The organism is Mycobacterium sp. AZCC_0083 (assembly GCF_014202335.1).
Classification (GTDB): domain Bacteria; phylum Actinomycetota; class Actinomycetes; order Mycobacteriales; family Mycobacteriaceae; genus Mycobacterium.
Genome location: NZ_JACHGP010000029.1, coordinates 41,620 through 61,577, shown reverse-complemented (window position 1 = coordinate 61,577; position 19,958 = coordinate 41,620). Strand labels below are relative to the sequence as shown.

Below are 19,958 nucleotides of genomic sequence, written 5' to 3'. Positions count from 1 at the left end.
CCCTTCTGCTCGTGCGGCCGCTCAGCGCGGCGCCCCCAACACCACTTCGTCCCGTACGCCGTCCAAGGACGCCTGAGGTATCGCGCCGTCAGGCAAGTGGCGAGTCGGCATTGCTGCGACCGATGTGGTGATCTCACGGTCGCTGAGCCCGCGTACTTGGCCAGCTGCTTGGTCGAGAGCCCGATCTACCGATATGCTTGCTTGCGCATGCAGAGAATATGCGATGACGAACCGTAGGGAGACGCGATGAGACCCGCTCGCCGGCAAACCCCGGACGGCCGGCTAGCGAGACGGGCCGGCGGTCGAACTCACCACTGCGCGTCGGCGGTTGACAGTCGACGGCCGCTTACTGCGTGCGTGAGGCGTAGTGACGATGACGGTTCTACGATCGAGTTCGGGCTTTACCTGCCGCACAGAGCCTGGCACTTCACCTTTACCCGCCACCGTTTGACACCTGTCGAGTTCCGCGACACGCGACAGACCGACGACGACCGCGATCAGGTCGCGGTACCACCCGTCTCATGAACCCACGGTATGGGAACGCGCGAAATCAGCGGCGGAGCAGAACCTTGACTTATGGCAAACCGATCGTCTCCGACCGCAAGGCAACACCAAGGGGTACGCGGTTCGAAGGCCAGGACGACGAAGCCTATGTGTCGGCGGGCGGCGAGTTTGATCGTGACACGCAGTACATCACCACTCGCATCACCAGTGATGGTCGCGACGGGTTCCCGGTCGAACCCGGCCGCTATCGGCTGATAGTCGCGCGAGCCTGCCCGTGGGCGAATCGCGCGATGATCGTGCGCCGACTGCTGGGTCTGGAGGAAGTGCTGTCGATCGGGTTCTGCGGTCCCACGCATGACAAGCGCAGTTGGACCTTTGACCTCGACACGGGCGGGGTGGACCCCGTGTTGAAGATCGCGCGGCTGCAGGACGCTTACTTCGCGCGTATCCCGAACTATCCGAAGGGCATCACGGTGCCAGCCATCGTCGAAGTACCAACCGGCATGGTGGTGACCAACGACTTTGCGCAGATGACGCTGGATCTGTCCACCGAGTGGGAGGCCCACCACCGCGCCGAGGCACCACAGCTGTACCCCGAGCACTTGCGCGATGAGATCGACGACATCGCCCGGCGCATCTACGTCGACATCAACGACGGTGTCTACCGGTGCGGTTTCGCCGGTTCACAGCTGGCCTACGAGGCGGCCTACGACCGGCTGTTCACCGCGCTGGACTGGCTATCCGACCGACTGGCGAATCAGCGCTACCTCGTTGGCGACACCATCACCGAGGCCGATGTCCGGCTGTTCACTACGCTGGCCCGCTTCGACTCCATTTACCATGGCCACTTCAAATGCAACCGACACAAGCTGTCGGAGATGGCGGTGCTGTGGGCATACGCCCGCGATCTGTTCCAGACGCCAGGCTTCGGCGACACCATCGACTTCGCACAGATCAAGCAGCACTACTACGTAGTGCACGCCGACATCAATCCGACCCGGATCGTGCCCAAAGGCCCCGAGCTCAACAATTGGCACATTCCACACGGCCGAGAGGCGTTGGGGGGTCGCCCATTCGGAGAGGGGACGCCACCCGGGCCGGTGCCCGAGGGTGAGCGAGTCCCAGCCGGGCACGACGCCGGCTAATGCACGTCTCCCAGGTGACCGCTCAATGACCGCGTCGCCTTACGAGTCGCTCCCCCATGGGGGCCGTTCAAGATTGGGAAAGGACGATGCGGACACGTGACCACTAATCTTGACATGGGATTGCACACCTTTGGCGACGTCACCGCCGACGTCGACGGTGCGCTGCTCCCGCACGCCGTCGTGATCAGGAATCTCATCGATCAGGCGGCGCTGGCCGACGAACTGGGCGTCGACTTCATCGGGATCGGCGAACATCATCGCGCGGATTTCGCCGTTACCGCACCTGAAATCGTGCTGGCGGCGATCGCATCGCGCACCAAGCGAATCCGGCTGGGTTCGGCCACCACCGTCTTGAGTTCGGACGATCCCATTCGCGTGTTTGAACGCTTTGCCACACTTGACGCAGCATCGAACGGACGCGCCGAGGCCATTCTCGGCCGAGGCTCGTTCACCGAATCCTTTCCGCCTTTTCGGCTTTTCGCTCGACCAGTATGAAGAGCTGTTCGACGAGAAGCTCGATCTGTTTGCCGCGCTACTGAAGCAGCAGCCCATCACCTGGCAGGGCCAATTGCGCCCTCCGTTGACCAACCAAGACGTCTTCCCGCCCGTCGAGCATGGGCCGCTCAGGACATGGATTGGGGTCGGCGGCAGCGCGGAATCCGTGGTCCGCGCTGCCCGCTACGACCTGCCCTTGATGCTTGCCATCATCGGCGGTGATCCGAAGCGGTTCCTGCCATACATCGATCTGCATGTCCGTGCCTACCAGGCACTGGAGAGGCCGCCGCAACCTGTCGGGATGCATTCACCCGGATATGTGGCGGCAACAGACGAGCAGGCACGCGAGGAGTTCTGGACCGCCTACAAGGTCATGCGGGATCGCGTTGGAAGGGACCGCGGCTGGCCGCCCATGCAGCGCTCGGAGTTTGATCGCGAGACCGCCCGTGGCTCTTTGTACGTCGGCTCACCCCAGACCGTGGCACGGCGGATCGCCGAGACCGTCACGGCTCTCGGTGTGACGCGATTCGACATGAAGTACAGCGCCGGCCCGCTGTCACATCAGAACATGATGCGTTGCATCCAGCTCTACGGCAACGAAGTCATTCCGCTGGTCCGCGACATGCTCAACCACGACAGCGACCTGACTGGCTCAACCCCGACCTCGGCCGTGTGACTGTTGACACCCGGTTGAGTCGCTCAACGCCGCGATAGGGGTCGCGTTGGTCATGGGACGCCGGCCGTTGGGTTTACACCGGCACGAAGTCTGAGATCAGCCATCGCGCGCCAACCTTGTCAAGGGTCACCTTCACGCTGGAGGCGGTGCTGGTGGGCGCATCGGTCCCGACGATGAGGGACTGGTCGACGAACACCAACACCACGGCATGGTTTGGACTGGCCGACATTGACGCCGCCGCGGGCACAGTCGCCACCGCCGAGATGTGCTTCTGTTGGGCTCCGGGTATAACGACGTCACGGATCAGAGCGCCATAGGAGTCGCGGAAGGCGCCGGTGAGTCGGTCGGCGGCGGCCGTCAGCTGCTTGCCGACGGTGTCAGGTTGGTAGGACAGCAACGCGATGCTGCTGTCGGTGGCCGCGGCCACCGACTGGCTCTGCGCAGCTTCGGCGGCGCGGGCCGAATCATGTTGCCATTTAAGGTATCCAGCACCACCGGCGAGCGCGAACGCCACCGCGGGCAACAGCCCGGAGGCGATCACACGCGCCCAACGTCGGCCCCGATCACCGGAGCCTGCGTCGCCCTTACGACCATCGTCGGGCGGTAGGTCGTCGGTATCGTCAGATGGGTGTGCGTCGTCGGCATTAGAACCGACGATCGCATCGTCGGGCGTTTCCTGAGATGTCTCATCGCCGACTGCTGTGCTCACCACGCAGACCTACCTTTCGTGTCGACGTGGCTACTCACGGGACGAACTGCACGTCAGACACCTTTGCAGTGTCACCGACTTTCTCGACGTCCAAGCGCATGCGCCAACCGCGCGGTTGCCGTTCGGGGACACCGGCATTGGCCGTCTTCACCGACACGGCAACAATCACTTGGGCCCGATCCCCGTCGACCGATGCCAAACCGGCCGCCGTCACACTGCCCTGTGATGTGGATTGCGCCCGTTTGACGACATCGATGAACGGCTGGGACCGCTGTTGGAAGTCGTCATGAAAGGTCCCGGTCGCCGAATCCAGGATCCGCGCGACGTCGGCCTCAGCCTCGGTGTAGCTGATCGTCGTCAGATTGATCGCCGCTTGACGACCCACCGACAAGAAGACCTCACGCTGGTGAGCGGTCGCCTGCATCTGATGTCCGCGGTAGCCCAGATAGCCCGCAAGCCCGCCCAACACCGCGACAATCAACACCGAAGCAAGCCATGCCAAACGACGCCCATTGGCGGTAATCGCCGCGGTGGTGTGCCCTGAGTCCTCGGCAACGGAATCTGTCGGCTTCGCGTCGTCGACATCCGGCGCAGTCGGGTTCGGCGCGTCAGGAGACGGGTCATTGCCCGAGGCGGTCTCGGCGATCCCAATACCGTCTCCCGCTATGCCGTCTCCGTCTCCACCGCCATTAGGCGATGCGGTCGGCGATTCAGGTTGGATATCACTGTCGACCGGCTCAGCAGCAACCGACGCACTCCCCCGCCCTTGGCCCTTGACGCCAGCCCACCTCGAAAGTCGATTCACCACGCGTCTACCCATTCCCTCGCACCAGATAGGCCAATAGCGGGCCATCCCCCGCCAAGCCCAACGGCCACCTCAGGACCGCCCCGTACACGAAACCCCATGCGATGGCCAGCGACAGGACCAGGGACGTCGTGGAACCAATATCGTTGCTTGCGTGTGCAAGTGATGCTAATCATTTCGTAGCCTGCCTTTCAGGTATCCGTTCCCGCACCTCGTCAATGGCGCACTGTTGGTCATCCCTGGCTCCGGCCCGATGGCGAAACGTCAAGTCCGCAACTATGTCCCTGTGGTGCATGGTCTTTCCGGGTGATCAATGGAGCTGCGACGACTGCGCGACTGCGGTTCAACGGTGAGCAGCCACAGTAACGCCAGGCATGCCGCCGCCAATCCGCCGAATGACAGCCAGCGCCCCAGCAGCGCGAGTGGTTGGATCGCGTGCGGGGTGATCGCCAGCGGTATACATGCCGTCGGCGGATGCACTCGCCCCGGCGGCGTGGCGACGATGATGACCGTGGCGACGGCGGCAGCCAATAGCACGGGTAGTCCAACGCCCGCGCCCACCAATGAGATCGGAACGGAGATGGCGATCCCGGCTACGTAGCATGCCAGGATCCGTTGGGGCCGTTCATGGTATCGCCGTGGAGCATGCAGAATGATCGCTGATGTGCTGGCGATGGCCGAGATCGCGAATGGTTGTCCCAGCATGGAGGTGAGTGTCGCCGCGGGAATCAGCACGGCCGCGGCAAGAAGGCTTCGGATCGCGGTACCACGAGTCGCCATCTGCCGACCCGCTCCATCCCGCCATCGCGGCAGGACGCGTCTCACGCGCGATTCGGATCTATCGGGTTTCATTGCCGACAGCAGACGGAGTCGACGCCCACGGCGCATACAAGGCTTGAAGCTGTTGTACAACAGCACTATTACAAGGTGTTGACGCGACCACACATGTCCCTGGCGAGACGACATCCTGGACGTCAGCTCTGCGTGCCGCCGTCATGGCGCCGGCGCCGGCGGCGTCATCAGGTCTTGCCATACTTTGGGCTGTCCGTTTTCACTCAGGTCGGTCTGTGTGTACTGCCTACCGTCCGGCCCCGTATACGTGCCGGTGGCGGGGTCGTAGTGGGCCACCGCGATCGGTGGCGGAGCTGGCTGCGAGTCGGGCGCGCCACCGGCCGATCCGGAGCCGCTCGGCGGCAACTGAGGGACCGGTTGCCCGGATAAGGTTGCGTTCGGGTCCCCCTTCCAGTTGTAGCCATCGTTGAGGGGGATGTATGTATCGTCGCTTTCACACATCTTCACCGTGGGTGCCCGCTTGCCCGGTCGAGTCAGACAGGGCAGGTTGCGCGCACCTCGTACATCCAGCGGCGAATCCTGCGGCACACGGCAGTACATGTCGCCTGCCGGCCGGTCGGGGTAGTCGACCTCACTGGGTGGCCGGATCTGTTGTGGTGGGAGATATCCCGTCGTACATGGCGGCGGCAGGTTGGCGTTCAGGTTGAACGACAGATAGAGCCCCTTATAGTCCTGCTTGGTATTGCGGTTGGCCAGTTGGGATCCCTGCAGCATCTCCACGTCTGGTGGAAGCAGGACAAGTAGTTGTTCAAGTGCGGGCTGGTAGGTGACCGCGACTTGCTCGAGGCTGACCAAATTGGCGAGCATGACCGGCAGGCTTGGCTTCAACCTGTCCAACAATTGGCGGCCCTCGTCCAGCGCTGCTGTCCCGTTGTCGAGAATCCCGTTGAACGCCGGGTCCTGGGCCTTCAGCTGACCGGTGATGTTGGCGAGGTTGGCCGCCCAGCTCTGAATGGATCCCGAGGTCTCGGTCTGGGAGTCCAGGATCGGTTTGGACTGGTCGATCACGGTGGTCAGCGCATCCAGGTTGTGCCGCGCGTCCGCCGCGAGGGTGGTAGTTCCGTTCACGATGCGCGAGATCTCGGGACCCAATCCGCCTACCGCGGTGTAGGACTCGTCGATCGCGGTCTTGAGGTCGTCATGCGGGATGGCTTGCAGTCCCCGGTTTGTCGCACTGAGGATCGCGTTGATGTCGGGCGGCAGGGTGGTGCGATCCTCAGATACGACGTCGCCGTCCTTCAGCGAGGGCCCCGAACCGCTACGGGGGACGAGCTCGACGAACTGCTCTCCGACGGCCGTTTGGCTGTGCACCTGTCCGACGACGTCTGCTGGAATCTTGGTGTCGGAGTTCAACGAAAGCACGGCGTCAACTCCGGCGGGGCTCAGAACGACGTCGTCGACGCGGCCGACCTCGACTCCGCGGTACGTCACGTTGCCATTGCGGTACAGACCGCCCGACGCGGGCAGGTGGAGGGTGATTCGATAATGGCCGACCCCGAACCACATGTTGGGAAGATCCAGATAGCCAATCGCCATGACGCCGACCGCTACCACCGACACGGCGCTGAAGAGCGCCAGTTGCCGTCTGACCCGCTTATTGAGGTACATCTACTACTGCCCCTGGTCGTAGCGGTAGGCAGCGAGCAACGGATTGCCAGCGCCGTTGGGCGGGGCGCTGCCGGTGCACGGGCTGGGAAGCTGACCGATGGTCCGTCCCCATTGGATCTCCAGCCATGTCAGATCGCACTCCCATCTCGTGCCGGTGAACATTGCGGCATCGAGCCGGCTCAGCGTCAGGTCGACCACGAGGCTGACGTTGGCGTAGTCCCCACGGAACCACTTGGCGAGCGAATCCTTGGCAAACGGGAAGGTCGTGATGAGGTTGAGCGATCGCGTGATGGACGTGCCTGCGTCACCTAGTGATTGCAGCACCGGCCCCAAGTCCTTGAGTTCTTGAACCAGGGAGGTCTTGGTTTGGTTGACGGAGTCGGCCGCTAAGGCGCTGAAGTTGCCGAGTTCGGTGACGGCGTCGATCAGGTGGTCGCGCTCCTTGTTGAGCACGGCCAGAGCATCTGGGATGGTGTCCAGCCCCTTGTCGATGACCGGCTTCTGGGCGGCGAGTTGGGCGACCAATCCGTTGAGGCTGTCCGTGGCCCTGATGATGTCGTCGGTCTGCTCGTTCACCCGGCCAATGAAGGTGTCCAGCTGTGACAGCAGGCTGCGCAGGTCTCCTTCGCGGCCGGCGAACGCGGTGCTGAGCGCACGGGTGATGTCTTGGACCTGACCCAGCCCCCCGTTGTTGAGCAGGACGGAGGCCGCCGCAAGGGTCTGTTCGGTGGACGGATAGGCCTTACCCGCCGACAGTGGAATCAGCGAGCCTTGGTGCAGCCGTCCTTCGGGGGGCGAATCCGCCGGTGCGGCCAACTCGATGTGCAGTGATCCGAGAAGGCTCGTCTGGCCAAGGGATGCGGTTGCATTCGCGGGCAGCACGACATCTCCGTTGAGGGTCATCGTGACCAACGCGTGCCAGTCCTGGCGTTCGATCTTGGAGACGGAGCCGACCGTGACGTCGTTGACCCGCACCCTCGAGTTGGGTTGCAATCTGTCGACATCGGGCAGTTGCGCCTCAATGGTGAACGATCCCGGTCCGTTGCCTTGGGTTCCTGGCAGCGCGAACGAGTTCAGTCCACGCCATTCGCAGCCCGTAGCCATCACGGCGGCCAGGGCTGCGATGAAGACGATGCCCGCGAGGCGACGGATGCTCATCACGAGCCCGCCCCTGGTGGGATCATCATGCCTGGCAGTCCGGCGGCGGGATCGGTGGGGCGGGCCGGTGGGGCGTCGGCGACCTGCGCTGCTTCAGCTGCGAGCGGGGGTTCGCCGATCGCCGCTGCAGGATCGGGCAGGGATGCGGCAGGTGGGGGTGTGGCCTGTGGCGGAATGTAGTCCGGGTGCATCCAGTCCTCGCTGTAGGTGAGCTCGTTGGGGCGTGCGCTGGCACCCACCAGAGGGTTGAATCCCAGTGGTGGGAAGTTGTATTGGCGGTTCTTGACGATGGGTGCCAGGTACTGCACGCACAGCTTCGCCGACTGTTCTGCGCCGAGGCGCGACGCGGCTTGGATGGCTCCGCACAGGAACGTGAGGGGATCGGAGAAGTTGTTGACCGCCGCGATCCCGCTGAGCGTGCCCTGAGCGGGCTGGTAGAGATTGGCGGCGTTGGCCGCAACCGTCGGGAGAATGTGCAGTGCCTGCTTGATGTCATCGAGACTCTGGCTCAACGCGGTCGAAACTGATGCGAGTTTGTCGGTCGTGGTTCCGAGGCTCTCACGGTTCTCGGCGACGAAGCTTTTGACTTCTCCCACGACATCATTGAGGTCGCTGATCGCGTTGGCGATCTCATTGGGATCGTTGGCGAACAAGGCCGTTATGGACGCCAGGTTTCCGTTGAGTTCGCCTAGTAGGTCGGTGCTGTCCTGCAGCGCCGACACCAGAGCCGAGAGGTTCTTCACGCTGCTGAAGATGTCACCACTGTGGTCTCCGAGCGCTGAAAGGGTTTGGGAGAGTTTGATGATCGAGTCACGGATGGTCGCGCCTTGCCCGCGCAGATTGTCGGCGGTGGTGTGAACCAATGACCCCAGGGTGCTCACACCGCCGGGTTCGGTGGGTTGCAGCGTGTTGGCCAGCCGCTGAAGCTGAGCACGCACGTCATCCCACTCCACTGGCACTGCAGTGCGCTGCTCGGGAATCACGGCATGGTTTTCCAACGTGGGCCCAGTGCGATACGGCGGCGTCAGCTGGACTGCGCGCGCCGTCACCAATGTGGGAGAGAGGATGACCGCCTTGACGTCGGCGGGCACCTGGTACTGCCCGTCGACCCAGAAGGTGATCTTGACCCGTGAGGGTTCGGGTTCGATCTTCTCGATCTTGCCGACGTTGACGCCTCGAATGCGCACGTCATCGCCGGCGAACACGCCATTGCTGTTGTCGAAGTAGGCGGTCACCTCGACGTGGTCGACTTGCTGATGTGCCCGGACGATCAAATATCCGCCTCCGGCAACGATTCCGACAAGCACGACGGCCAGCACGATGCGCGCGAGACGCCCCCTCATCACTGGCCCGTTCCGTCGAGTTGCGAAGTGGGTGCCGGCTCACCGGGCGCCGGCACGAACAGTCGGCTCGGAGTCGGCGGCGTCGACGCGCCGGGATCGGGTGCTTGTGTCGCCGGTGGCCCCGGAGGAGGGCCGCCCTGCGGAGGTGCCGGCAGTGGATCGCTGTACGGGTAGCAGCCAGGGCCGGGCAGCGGCGCCCCCGGCGGGCCGCACTGGTCATCGCCCGGCTTGCCGGTGATGGCGTCGGGCAGATTCATGCGCGGTTCGCCGCCTTGCCCGGTGCGCGGGTAGGGCACCGGCAACGCCGGTGTTCCAGGCTGGCCGGTGGGCGGGTCCGTGCGCTGCGACGGCAGAAGGACATTGGGGTCCAGACCGAGGTCGGAGAACGCGGCGTCGACGAACGGCTGAATGAACTGGCCCGGAATGAGGTTGGCGACATAGGCCTTGAAGAACGGACCGCCGGAGAGCGCTTCACCGAAGCTCATCGCGTAGGTGTCAAGGCCTTTGATGGACTTCTGGATCTCGGCCTTGCGGTTGTCGACGGTCGCGAGTACGCCGTTGAGCTTGTCGAGCGCAGGCTTCAGCGAATTTCGGTTGTCGGCGATGAACCCGTGCAACTGTTGCGCCAGAGCCGAGATGTTGCCCGAAATCGCGTCGAGGGAAGCGCTTTGGTTACGCAACGCAGCCAACACGGAGTTGGTGTCGTGAATCAGCTGGACGATCTCGCCGGTGCGGTCGGCCAGGACCCCGGTCGCCTTGCTCGCGTTGGAGAGCAGGTTGCGCAGTTCCGCGTCGCGCTGGTCGATGGTCTGGGAGAACCGGGCCACCCCGTCGACGGCCACCTTCAGCTCGTGCGGAGTGTCCTGCAAGGTGGTCGACAACGTTTGCAGCGCCGTGGAAAGTTGGTCGGTGTCCAGTCCGCTGATTGTCGCGGTGAGGTCGCCAATGGCGTCGGGCAGCTGATAGGGCGAGATCGTCCGGCTGGCGGGAATGGCGCCACTGAGGTGGCCCGGACCGCGGGGAGACACCTCCAACACCTTGTTGCCCAACAACGTCGTCGATTTGATCGTCGCCTCGGTACGTTCACCGAGGCGGATGTCGTCAGCCACGCTGAACGTGATCAGCACCCCCTGCGGCGTCAGGGAGATGCTCTTGACGCGACCGGCACGAAAGCCAGAGACCTGCACAGGCGCACCGGTCTCCAGAGCTCCAGCCTCCTCGAAGTACGCGGAGTATGTCTTGCCGTTCGAAATGAACGGCAGGCGTTGATAGTTCAGTGCACCCACGGTGACGATGGCGATGAGCGCCAGTGCGAGGGCGCCGATGATCAGAGGATTGCGCTCACGGAATGATTTCATTGTGGTGTGCACCTACCCGATGACTGACCGGCGATCTTGACGTAGACCGGTTGCCCGCCCTTGCCGTTGAGCTTTAACGCGATGTCGCACAGGTAGAAGCTGAAGAAATCGCCGTTGAGCGCCTGGCGGTTGAGCACTCGATAGGCATCCGGCAACGTCTTGAGGAGGTCGTCGAAGTAGTCATGGTCCGACAGCACGGCAGTGGCGGCCCGGTCGGTCTGCTCCACGGTCTTTTGCAGCGGTGGCCGAGCCTGGCTGAGCAGGTCGGCGATGCTGGCCGCACCCGCATTCGCATATCCCAAGGCGGCGCTGATGTCGGTGTTGCGGCCTTCGAGCGCGTGCACTAGCTGTGACAGTGAGTCGACCGCCTCACCGAACTTGCCTGACCGATCGCCCAGTGAGCCCAGCACCGTGTTGAGGTTGGTCACCACCTGCCCGATCAGAGCGTCGCGGTCGGCCAGCGTGTTGGTCAGCGCCGCGGTCTGAGTCAAGATTGACCCGATCGTCGGCCCCTGGCCCTGGAACGCCGCAATGAGTTGTCCGGTAAGGGCGTTGGTTTGGTCTGGGCTAAGCGCCCGGAATAGCGGTCGGAACCCGCCGATCAACGCATCGAGATCCAGTGCAGGCGCGGTACGGTCCAACGGGATCGTCCCACCGGGCGGTAGCTTCCTGGTTGCCCCTGGCCCTTGTTCGAGTACGAGGTAGCGCCCACCGATGAGGTCGTCGTAACGGATCGCCGCCCTACTTCCCTCGGTGAGCACGACAGAATCGTCGGTCGTGAACGTGACCAGTGCGGTGGCGTCGTCTTCGATGGTGATGCTCTTGACCTGGCCGACCTCGACGCCCGCGATGCGCACGAAGTTGCCGTCTTTCAGACCGCTCACCGTGTTGAACAGCGCGTTGTACGTGGTCTCCCGCTGGAATCGGATCTGCGCGTAGATGATGATCAGTGATCCTGTTCCGACCGCACACAGCACGACGAACGCCGTGAGCCGCCATGCAAGGCCTACGAGATTGCGCCGCACGGTGTTTCACCTTTCACGTCGGGAGCTGATCGGGTCCGAAGTTGGCACGGTCCAGGGCGGTCACGGTGGTGGCGGTGCTGGATCCGCTGGAGCCGCCTCCGGTTGAGGCGCCGGAGCCACTCCGGGATACAACGGCGTGCCGTCGGGCCCGTACTGCGGCGCTCCGTACGGTGGGGCGCCGGGGTAGGGAATGGGGCCCGGGGCTGGAGGTCCGGGGTAGCGAATGCTGGGTGGCTCCGGCACACCCCGGGTGACCGGCAGGTAGTCGGCATAGCCGGGGAAGCCGATGCCCGGGTTGGGCCGCATGTCGACACCGGTGCCAAACCCGGTGTTAGCAACGAGATAACGCACAGGCCAGTTGGCAGCGACGTCGGGCAGCGACCCGCACCCGGGCTTGCCGCCCGGTCCTCCCTTGGCCGCGACGATCGGCAGGTTGTCGGGGTAGCGGTAGGGATCGTCGCCTAGCAGCAGTGCGGCGTCCATGATGAGGGACTTGCCGTTGGATCCGCCCAGCATCTGGGACAGCCCGGCGCCGGTCTTGTCCGCCCCCACCAACAGACACGTCAGCTCGGGGTTGTAGTTCATCAACAGGCTGGTCGTGGGCTGCAACAGGTTGACGGTATTGACGAGGTTGTCCTTGTTCGGGCCGACGAGCTCGACACCGCTGCGGGACAGACCGGCCGTGCCAGCCAGAAGCTGGTCCAGTTGGTTGGATTTCGCGGTCACGGTGGCAGACGTGGTGGTCAGCGCGTCGACTGTGGCGATGATGTCGTGCGCAGCGCCACTGTAGGTGTCGCTGACATCGGCAAGGGCCCGGAAATCACTCTTCATGGTGTCCGTACGCGAATTCAGCGCCTGTAGAACCTCATTGGTGTCGGTGATCGATTCACCGATTTGATCGCCCTTGCCGCCCAACCCTTGTGCCAGCGCGGAAAGCACGCCGTTGAGCTTCGACGGATCGACTTGCTTGATCAGATCGACCAGATTCTGAAAGACGGTATTGACCTCGACCGCGACGTTCTCCGATCGGAGTACGGCACCCGCCGCCAGTCGTTGCGGACTGGGGTCATCGGGGTAGATCAAATCGACGAACTTGCCCCCGAACAGCGAAGTGGCACTGATGCGTGCGTTGACGTTGGCCGGGATGTTCTTGATCTGATCGGGATCGATGTAGAGCTGGATGGTCGCCGAATCGACGCCCCCGACAACGGTGGCCACCCGCCCCACCTGCACCCCACGCATCTTCACCTTCGCGTATGGCTCCATCACCAGACCCGACCGATCCGCGGTGAGAGTCACCGGCACCGTTGACGTGAACGTTTGGTTGAACACGCCCAAGGCAAAACCGACCAGACTGCAGACGATGACCACCAGTAGCAGTGCCAGCCACCCCGAGCCGATCCTGCGGACTTGCCGTCGTCGAAGCACGCCTTATCCCGCAAAGTTGAAGTTGCCGGTCTGGCCGTAGAGGGCCAGCGTGACGAACAGGATGACGAAGACCGCGACGATCAGCGACGCTCGCGTAGCGCGTCCCACTGCCTCGCCGACACCGGCCGGCCCACCTCGCGCGGTGAATCCGTAGTAGGTGTGGATCAACATGATCGCTGTGACCACGGCCAAGCTGACCACGAACGAACGGATGGCGTCAGCGGGGATGAAGAACGTATTGAAGTAATGGGTGAAAACGCCGCCCGACTGCCCATAGAAGTAGACGGTGACCAATCTGCCTGACGTGTAACCCAGGATCAGGGCGATGCAGTACAACGGGACGGCCACGATGATCCCGGCAGCGACCCGGGTCGACGCTAGATACGCGATGGTCCGGACACCCATCACCTCAAGCGCGTCGATCTCCTCATTGATCCGCATAGCGCCAAGCTGAGCGGTGGCACCGGCACCGATAGTCGCAGCGAACGCGAACGCGCCAGTCGACGGCGTCACCAACCGGGTGTTGGCGAAGGCCGATGCGAATCCCGTAAGCGCTTCGACGCCGATGTTCGAAAGCTGGTTATAGCCCTCGCTGGCTAGCGCACCACCGGTAGATATCGTGAGAAAGGTGGTTACCGCCACAGTGCCGCCGATTACGGCCAGCGAACCGGTGCCCAGGCTCATTGCTGCGATCTGACGAAGCAGCTCGCCGCGGTAGTGCAGCACCACATCAACAAGTGATGCGAGCGTCTGGCCAAAGAACCGGGCTTGCTCGCCGAGCCGAAACCAACCCGCCCGCGTTGCTCTGAACACGCGAAGGGCCGAGGCGGGGACCCGTTGATGCACAAGAGTACTCGCGGCGCTCATCGGATCACCTGATATCCGACGGCAGTCAGGATCACATTGACGAAGAACAACAGGACGAAGGAGTAGACCACGGTTTGATTCACTGCATTTCCCACTCCCGCTGGACCTCCGCTGACCGTCGTGCCTTGATGAACCCCGATGAGGCCGGCGATCAGGCCGAAGGCGGTTGCCTTGACCATCGCTACGATTACGTCTGGAAGCCCGGTGACCAGCGTCATACTCGCGACGTAAGAGCCCGGTGTGACGTGCTGGAAGAACACGCCGAAGAAGAATCCGCCGACCAGGCCAGTCAACGTGACCAGCGACGAGATCAACAACGAAACCAGCGTGACAGCAAGCAATCTCGGGGCCAGGAGCGCGTGCACCGGATCGATGCCCATAACGCGTAGCGCGTCGAGCTCCTCTCGGATCGTCCGTGCCCCCAGGTCGGCGCAAATCGCTGCCGCGCCCGAACCAGAGACCACCAGAACCGTCACGAAGGGTCCGATCTCGTTGACTGTCGTGACCGACGCGCCTGTACCCGAGAGGTCCGCCGCCCCGAACTCGACCAACAGAACATTGAAGAGGAAGACCGACAGAACGGTGAACGGGATAGCCAAGAACATCGCCGGCAATAGCGATACCCGGGCTACGAACCACGTCTGCTCTAGAAACTCACGCCAGGCGAACGGCCACTTGAAAAACGCAACAAAGATGTCGAGAGCCAACGCGAAGAAGTCACCGAAGTTGCGGACGGGTGCCAGCGCCGCCCCGCCATCCGAACTCGCCATCAGCGATCTCCTCTGTCAGGTCGTTGTATGAGTCGATGGCGCCACCCAAGACGGCACGCACCGGCCGCGTGACCGCGCACCCAGCCCGAACGGACCGGCGTGAGCCGACCGACCGGTGCCGCCGTGCCGGGTCCACCCCTGTCGCGACGAGTGACGTAGCTCACCGCCGGCTTGCAGCCAGAAACCTAACATCTCTTGCGTGCGCACGCAATGGATTGGGGAAACAACTTTGTTAGCAACGTACGTTGTCGATCGATGATTGAGGTTTAACGCAGCCAGAACTAGAAGGTTACTCCTCGGTGATATGTGTATATATCGTTGATAACAATGGGTTCCGAGTCCACATGAAGCAGTCGTTGTCGTTCCGGTTGTCATCAGAGTCGATGGGACCGCGACGTCATAGCAACTAAGCGCAATCACGACGGGATCGCCGAATCTGTTCGCGACCTGCACGTTGCACATTCGCTGGTGCAGCCGCGGAAGGCGGCATCGCCGCGGTTGGAAATGCGCAGATTCGGTCACAGTCCCACGCGGATGGGCATGGCCCAATCACGCGAAGTCGAAGCCTCCCTTGGAGAAGGTGAGATCGATCCGGAGCGACCCTTCGTTGAGTTGCCAGGCAACGATCTGAAACGTTCGAAGCCCTTGAGCGTGCATCGGGTCTTGACGTGCCAGATGTTCGGCCTGATCGGCCGAGTCGAGTCGAAACACGATCAATCCGTCGCCGTCCCAAGACAAGTCATCGGTCAAGAAGGGCCCGGCAACCAGGATCCGGCCAGCTGCCTCCTGATCAGCAACCCACTGTTTGTGTTCGGGAAACGCCCCTTCGATATCGGTGAGACTGGCGTCTCCGCGCCGGGTGAAGCAGGCGAAATAGATGGGTCCTCCGGGATGGCCCTGTTGTGCGAGTTCTTTGCGGGCGTCGGTGGCGGTCATTGTGAATCTCCTTCTGGTTAGTTTGTCGACGTTGTCGGCACCCCTGTGCCGCACCCGTCTTCCGATCAGCCTAGTTTGCTTGCTTGCGCGCGCAAGAGCACGTACGCTTTCAATGGTTACGCTTTTGGCGCGGCCATGCCCTACCGCGTATTGGGGAGGTGTCGTGACCGGTTCCGTTGCCCACATCGCGCAGCGGCACCTCGAGGGTATGGACCACCGCAGGCAGGGGCCGCCATTTCGTCACACCTGGGGGCGCCTGGACGATCTCGTGAGCGGCACCGCACACGTCTTCCCGCGTTTCCAACACCACGTGTCCACCCACCGAACAGATGAAGTCGCCGATGCCTTGCAGTACGTGGAAGACGCGACCCGTGACGGCGAATGGGCTTTCGGCTTCGTTTCCTATGAGGCCGCCGCCGGCCTTGACTCAGCCTTGCCTGCGGTTCCCGCCGATGCCGGCAGAGGCGATTCGGCGCTTCCCCTCGTATGGTTTGGCCTCGCGCCCCCGCCGCTGAGATCGACTGAACTCGTCGCCCGGCGGTCGGCCTACCGCGCCGGTCCGTGGTCTCATCACTGGACGCGGTCGGCATACGGCAGCGCCTTCGATCGCGTCAAAGACACCATCGCAGCCGGCCGCACCTACCAGTGCAACTTGACAACGACGCTCACCGCGCCGTTTGCGGGAGATCCACTGTCGTTCTATGCCGACCTGGCCCATGCGCAGGAGTCACGCTATTGCGCATATCTGGAAATAGACAACCACGTGATCGCCAGCGCGAGTCCCGAATTGTTCTTCGAGTGGGTCGGTAACACGCTGCGTACCAAACCGATGAAAGGTACTGCGCCGCGCGGGAGCAGCGCTGCCCACGATCGGACGCTGTTGCGCGAGCTGTTGGACAGTCCCAAAGAACGTGCCGAGAACATCATCATCGTTGATCTTCTGCGTAATGATCTGGCCAAGGTCGCTGCGGTGGGATCGGTGCGGGTTGCGGCGCTGCTGACCCCGGAGGCGTACCCCACGGTGTGGCAACTCACTTCGGAGGTGACCGCTGAGCCCCTACCAGAGACCGGCCTGGTCGCTGTCTTGCGTGCCATGTTCCCCTGCGGTTCGGTCACTGGCGCGCCGAAGGCTGAAACGATGCACATCATCCAGGAGGTCGAGGCACGCCGACGCGGCATCTATTGCGGTGCGATTGGATGGGTTGCTCCACCCTCGGAGACTGTTCGTGCCCGATTCAACGTGGCGATACGCACCGCGCACATCGATTTGTCATACGGCACTTGCCAATACGGCGTCGGCAGTGGCATCACGTGGAGCAGCGAGGCGGTCGCCGAATGGGCCGAACTTCGCGCCAAACACCAGATTCTGGCGAACACCCGCTGGGCCGGCCATCAGCAACTGGCGGGGCAGCATTGAGGCGGCCCGTCCAAACAAGTTGAGACGCAGTGGCCACGTCAGCACAGGTCGGTCAGGCGTCGGTCAACTGACGACTGGCGCGCATGAGGTCGCGGGCCATGGCGGGGTCGCGGCGTCCGAGCCCGCAGGGTGCTGCGACATCGACGCGGCGCCCGGCGGCGGATTCGACCATACCTAAGACCTCACGCAGTTTGTCCAGTCCAAGTGACTCATCGACGAATCCAGCGACCAGGCGGGTGTCTGTCGGCAGCGACAAGTTGGCCAACGGGGCGTAATAAGACCCGGACAGACTGGGTGGGTTGTCTCCGGCGGCCAACGGGATGTGCAGGTAGGTAAGCGACGTGTGCGACGGCCAACGTGCGGCAATGGCGTTGGCCAGCTGGACAATCGGTGCGCAATCCTTGCCAACCTTCATCAGCGCCTTATGGTTGAGGTCGCCAAAACACAGGTGCACTCCGAATTTCGTGCCGTTGGGTGCCAACTTCGCGGGCTCAACCGAGGCCCCGGCCATCCACCGCGCGACCGCCGGCCGCAAGATCCTCGGCGCTCGCGACACGGCGACCAGCTCGGCGGGCAGTTCGATCTGAAATACCACGTCATCTCCGAGAATGCCGCGGATGGACCGTATTTCGCGACTCGCCGCCACATTGAACGCCTTGCGGTACCGCAGCGCTCCGGCAGGACCGAAAGCCAGCAGTGCCAGGTCGAACCCAGACGCCACACCGACCTGATAGATGGCGCCCTCCAAACCATATTCTGCGACCAGGCGGTCTAGTACTGGACGGGACTCCTGCAGCGCGGTGTCATAACCCAGGCGCAACAGATCAGGGTCTAGAGTCGCCCCACGGCGGATTCGGTACCGCGGTCGGTCGTTGTAGTCGGACCACTGCCCGTCGCGTTGCAGCACGACGGCGGGGTGGTTACGCAACTCTGCGATGATCGATGCCACCCATTGGCTGCGCGGTCCGGTTTCTCCATCGGGGATGCACATCAACGTTGGGCCGAGTTGGGTGAGGGCGAGCTTGACCGCCTCATGCGTGTCCGGTGCCGGAATGCTGCCGACGAGCAACGTCCGTCGCGTATCGCGCCGTTCGGTCAATCGATTCATTCATGCCCCGTTCAATGGCGTTGCGAATTCCTCAGATTCGGCGGTGAGCTTGGGCAGGACACGGCCCAACGCGTTGAGGTCGGTGCGGGTGAGTCGCTGCGTGAACAGCGTGGACACCATCGCGACATGCGATTCAGTGGCCTCGATCACCGCGGTGCGACCCTGATCGGTCAGGCTGATCTCCATGCCGCGCTTGTCCTCGCCTGCGGTGTTGCGCGCGACGAACCCCGCCTGCTCCATGCGCAGCAGCAGCCTGCTCACACCGCTTTCACTCAGAAGGAGCCGGTCGCGCAATACCCGCTGACGAAGCCGCCCATCCGGCAGGTCAGCGAGGTGGATCAATACGTCAAACCACTCAAGGGGCAGATTGTGGTCGCGCATCATTTGCTCGCCCATCTTGTCGATGATGGTTCGATGCGCACGCAGGAACTCCTGCCAGAGCATCGTCTCCTCCTCCAAACGGTCGACAACAGCGCGTAACCGCTTTGCATGATCGACTCCGTCGACACTCAGTCGGGGAGTCCGATTATTCGCGGTTCGCGCATCACCCTGGGCAGCCATCGACGGACGCTCCTCTCCTACGGCGAACCGATCGTGGATCGCCGCAGTCCAGAATAGATGACTACGCAAGCTAACCAAATCACTTCCCGCGGGCGTCAGTGCTACCGCGATGGACGGCCGCCCCCGAGTCCCGCCATCTTCCCAGTATCAGCACACATATTCGCGCGCCGCGACCCACTCTCCGAGAGCCTCTCATAAATATCTTGCTTGAGCACGCAAGTTGTGTTAATTTTTCGACGCGGGAGAACGTGGCATCGATGTGCACGCGTCCACCGGAGGCCGCAGCACCACGGTCGGATATCGACACAGGGGTGCGGCTCATGTGCCCTGCTGGCCAGTCGGATCGCGTCGCAACCGAACAGACATTGACAGGAGAACAAACACAATGACATTGGGACTTCAGGACCGCGTCGCCCTCATCACCGGCGCGAGCCGCGGCATCGGATTCGCCATCGCCAAGGCCCTGCAGGAGCAAGGTGTAAGGGTGGCGCTCATCGCCCGCGACGAGGATGCGCTCAAGTCCGCCGCGGCCACGCTCCCCTCGCCGGGACCCAATGATGTACTCACCCTCGGTGCAGATGTCACCGACACCGAGTCGGTCCGCACCGCCGTCGCCAAGGCACACTCCTGGGGAGGCCGCTTGGACATCGTGGTCAATTCCGCCGGACCGCAGCTCACTCCATCGGCACTGACCGAAACCCCGACCGAAACGCTGGCCAGCTACCTCGACGCCAAACTGCTGGGCTTTCATCGCGTCGCCTCCGCCGCCCTGCCCCTGCTCAGCGACTCTGGATCGGGGCGCATCATCAACATCGCCGGAGCGACCGCCCTGACATTGGTACCCAACGCCGGTGTAACCGGCATCACCAACGCGGCTGTGCTTGCGTTCACCAACTACCTGGCGAGTGAGGCCACCGCGAAGAACGTCCTTGTGAACGCCATCTCCCCCGGCATGACTCTGACTGAAGGTTGGACCTCTAAGCACGAAGCGATTGGGCAGTCGCAGGGCAAGACCGCTGAGGAAGTACGCGGCGGCATGACCGCGGCGAGCGGCATCCGGATCGGCCGGTGGGCCGACCCCGCCGAGATCGCCAACGCCGTGGTGTTCCTCGCGTCCGATCTCGCCACCTACGTGACCGGTACGGTCCTCGAGGTCGACGGTGGCATCAGCAAGGCGGTGCTGTGATCAGCCC

At 63.2% G+C, this 19,958-nt stretch carries 17 protein-coding genes and 1 pseudogene; 4 read left to right on the top strand and 14 right to left on the bottom strand.

The genetic code is table 11. The features are described from left to right. Positions 1–653 precede the first annotated feature (653 nt). Both HNP02_RS40705 and HNP02_RS40700 read left to right on the top strand, forming a co-directional pair. Positions 654–1,649, top strand: a complete 996-nt coding sequence (locus HNP02_RS40705; RefSeq protein ID WP_309241879.1) for a glutathione S-transferase C-terminal domain-containing protein — start codon at positions 654–656, stop codon at positions 1,647–1,649. Positions 1,650–1,763: 114 nt separating this feature from the next. After that, a pseudogene (locus HNP02_RS40700) lies at positions 1,764–2,820 on the top strand (LLM class flavin-dependent oxidoreductase). A gap of 73 nt (positions 2,821–2,893) precedes the next feature. On the opposite strand, the gene HNP02_RS40695 reads toward HNP02_RS40700, so the two are convergent. The 12 genes from HNP02_RS40695 to HNP02_RS40640 all read right to left on the bottom strand — a co-directional run bounded on the left by HNP02_RS40695 (position 2,894) and on the right by HNP02_RS40640 (position 15,679). Continuing rightward, positions 2,894–3,529: a hypothetical protein gene (locus tag HNP02_RS40695; RefSeq protein WP_184446470.1), complete on the bottom strand. Its 636-nt coding sequence runs from the start codon at positions 3,527–3,529 to the stop codon at positions 2,894–2,896. Between the two features lie 34 nt (positions 3,530–3,563). Then, positions 3,564–4,013, bottom strand: a complete 450-nt coding sequence (locus tag HNP02_RS40690; RefSeq protein WP_221318590.1) for a mammalian cell entry protein — start codon at positions 4,011–4,013, stop codon at positions 3,564–3,566. 597 nt (positions 4,014–4,610) lie between these two features. Further along, a complete protein-coding gene (locus HNP02_RS40685; protein WP_184446468.1) occupies positions 4,611–5,114 on the bottom strand; it encodes a hypothetical protein in 504 nt (167 codons plus the stop codon). 213 nt (positions 5,115–5,327) lie between these two features. Continuing rightward, positions 5,328–6,794 (bottom strand): MCE family protein, encoded by a 1,467-nt coding sequence (locus HNP02_RS40680; RefSeq protein ID WP_184446466.1) that lies wholly within the window; start codon positions 6,792–6,794, stop codon positions 5,328–5,330. Positions 6,795–6,797: 3 nt separating this feature from the next. Further along, positions 6,798–7,952 carry an MCE family protein gene (locus tag HNP02_RS40675; protein WP_184446465.1) on the bottom strand — a complete coding sequence of 385 codons (1,155 nt, stop codon included), beginning with the start codon at positions 7,950–7,952 and terminating at the stop codon, positions 6,798–6,800. After that, positions 7,952–9,295, bottom strand: a complete 1,344-nt coding sequence (locus HNP02_RS40670) for a virulence factor Mce family protein (RefSeq protein ID WP_184446463.1) — start codon at positions 9,293–9,295, stop codon at positions 7,952–7,954. Before HNP02_RS40670 ends, HNP02_RS40675 begins: the two co-directional genes overlap by 1 nt. Continuing rightward, entirely contained in the window at positions 9,295–10,653 is a 1,359-nt protein-coding gene (locus tag HNP02_RS40665; RefSeq protein WP_184446462.1) for an MCE family protein, read from the bottom strand. Before HNP02_RS40665 ends, HNP02_RS40670 begins: the two co-directional genes overlap by 1 nt. Next, positions 10,650–11,678, bottom strand: coding sequence for an MCE family protein (locus HNP02_RS40660; RefSeq protein ID WP_184446460.1), 1,029 nt, complete (start codon positions 11,676–11,678; stop codon positions 10,650–10,652). Before HNP02_RS40660 ends, HNP02_RS40665 begins: the two co-directional genes overlap by 4 nt. Positions 11,679–11,738: 60 nt before the next feature. Continuing rightward, positions 11,739–13,106: an MCE family protein gene (locus HNP02_RS40655; RefSeq protein WP_184446458.1), complete on the bottom strand. Its 1,368-nt coding sequence runs from the start codon at positions 13,104–13,106 to the stop codon at positions 11,739–11,741. A gap of 3 nt (positions 13,107–13,109) precedes the next feature. Then, positions 13,110–13,973 carry an ABC transporter permease gene (locus tag HNP02_RS40650; protein WP_184446456.1) on the bottom strand — a complete coding sequence of 288 codons (864 nt, stop codon included), beginning with the start codon at positions 13,971–13,973 and terminating at the stop codon, positions 13,110–13,112. Then, on the bottom strand, positions 13,970–14,743 hold the full coding sequence (locus HNP02_RS40645) for an ABC transporter permease (protein WP_184446454.1): 774 nt from the start codon (positions 14,741–14,743) through the stop codon (positions 13,970–13,972). Before HNP02_RS40645 ends, HNP02_RS40650 begins: the two co-directional genes overlap by 4 nt. A gap of 549 nt (positions 14,744–15,292) precedes the next feature. Then, positions 15,293–15,679 (bottom strand): YciI family protein, encoded by a 387-nt coding sequence (locus HNP02_RS40640; RefSeq protein WP_184446452.1) that lies wholly within the window; start codon positions 15,677–15,679, stop codon positions 15,293–15,295. 163 nt (positions 15,680–15,842) lie between these two features. Between HNP02_RS40640 and pabB the strand changes: the two genes are divergently transcribed. Beyond that, positions 15,843–17,096 carry an aminodeoxychorismate synthase component I gene (gene pabB, locus HNP02_RS40635; RefSeq protein ID WP_221318589.1) on the top strand — a complete coding sequence of 418 codons (1,254 nt, stop codon included), beginning with the start codon at positions 15,843–15,845 and terminating at the stop codon, positions 17,094–17,096. 52 nt (positions 17,097–17,148) lie between these two features. Here pabB and HNP02_RS40630 read toward each other — a convergent pair whose 3' ends face one another. Beyond that, entirely contained in the window at positions 17,149–18,204 is a 1,056-nt protein-coding gene (locus tag HNP02_RS40630; RefSeq protein WP_184446450.1) for a hypothetical protein, read from the bottom strand. Next, entirely contained in the window at positions 18,205–18,648 is a 444-nt protein-coding gene (locus tag HNP02_RS40625) for a MarR family winged helix-turn-helix transcriptional regulator (RefSeq protein ID WP_184446448.1), read from the bottom strand. Positions 18,649–19,150: 502 nt separating this feature from the next. Here HNP02_RS40625 and HNP02_RS40620 point away from each other — a divergent pair. Then, complete coding sequence (locus HNP02_RS40620) at positions 19,151–19,951, top strand: SDR family NAD(P)-dependent oxidoreductase (RefSeq protein ID WP_184446446.1); 801 nt, start codon at positions 19,151–19,153, stop codon at positions 19,949–19,951. The last annotated feature ends 7 nt before the right edge of the window (positions 19,952–19,958 follow it).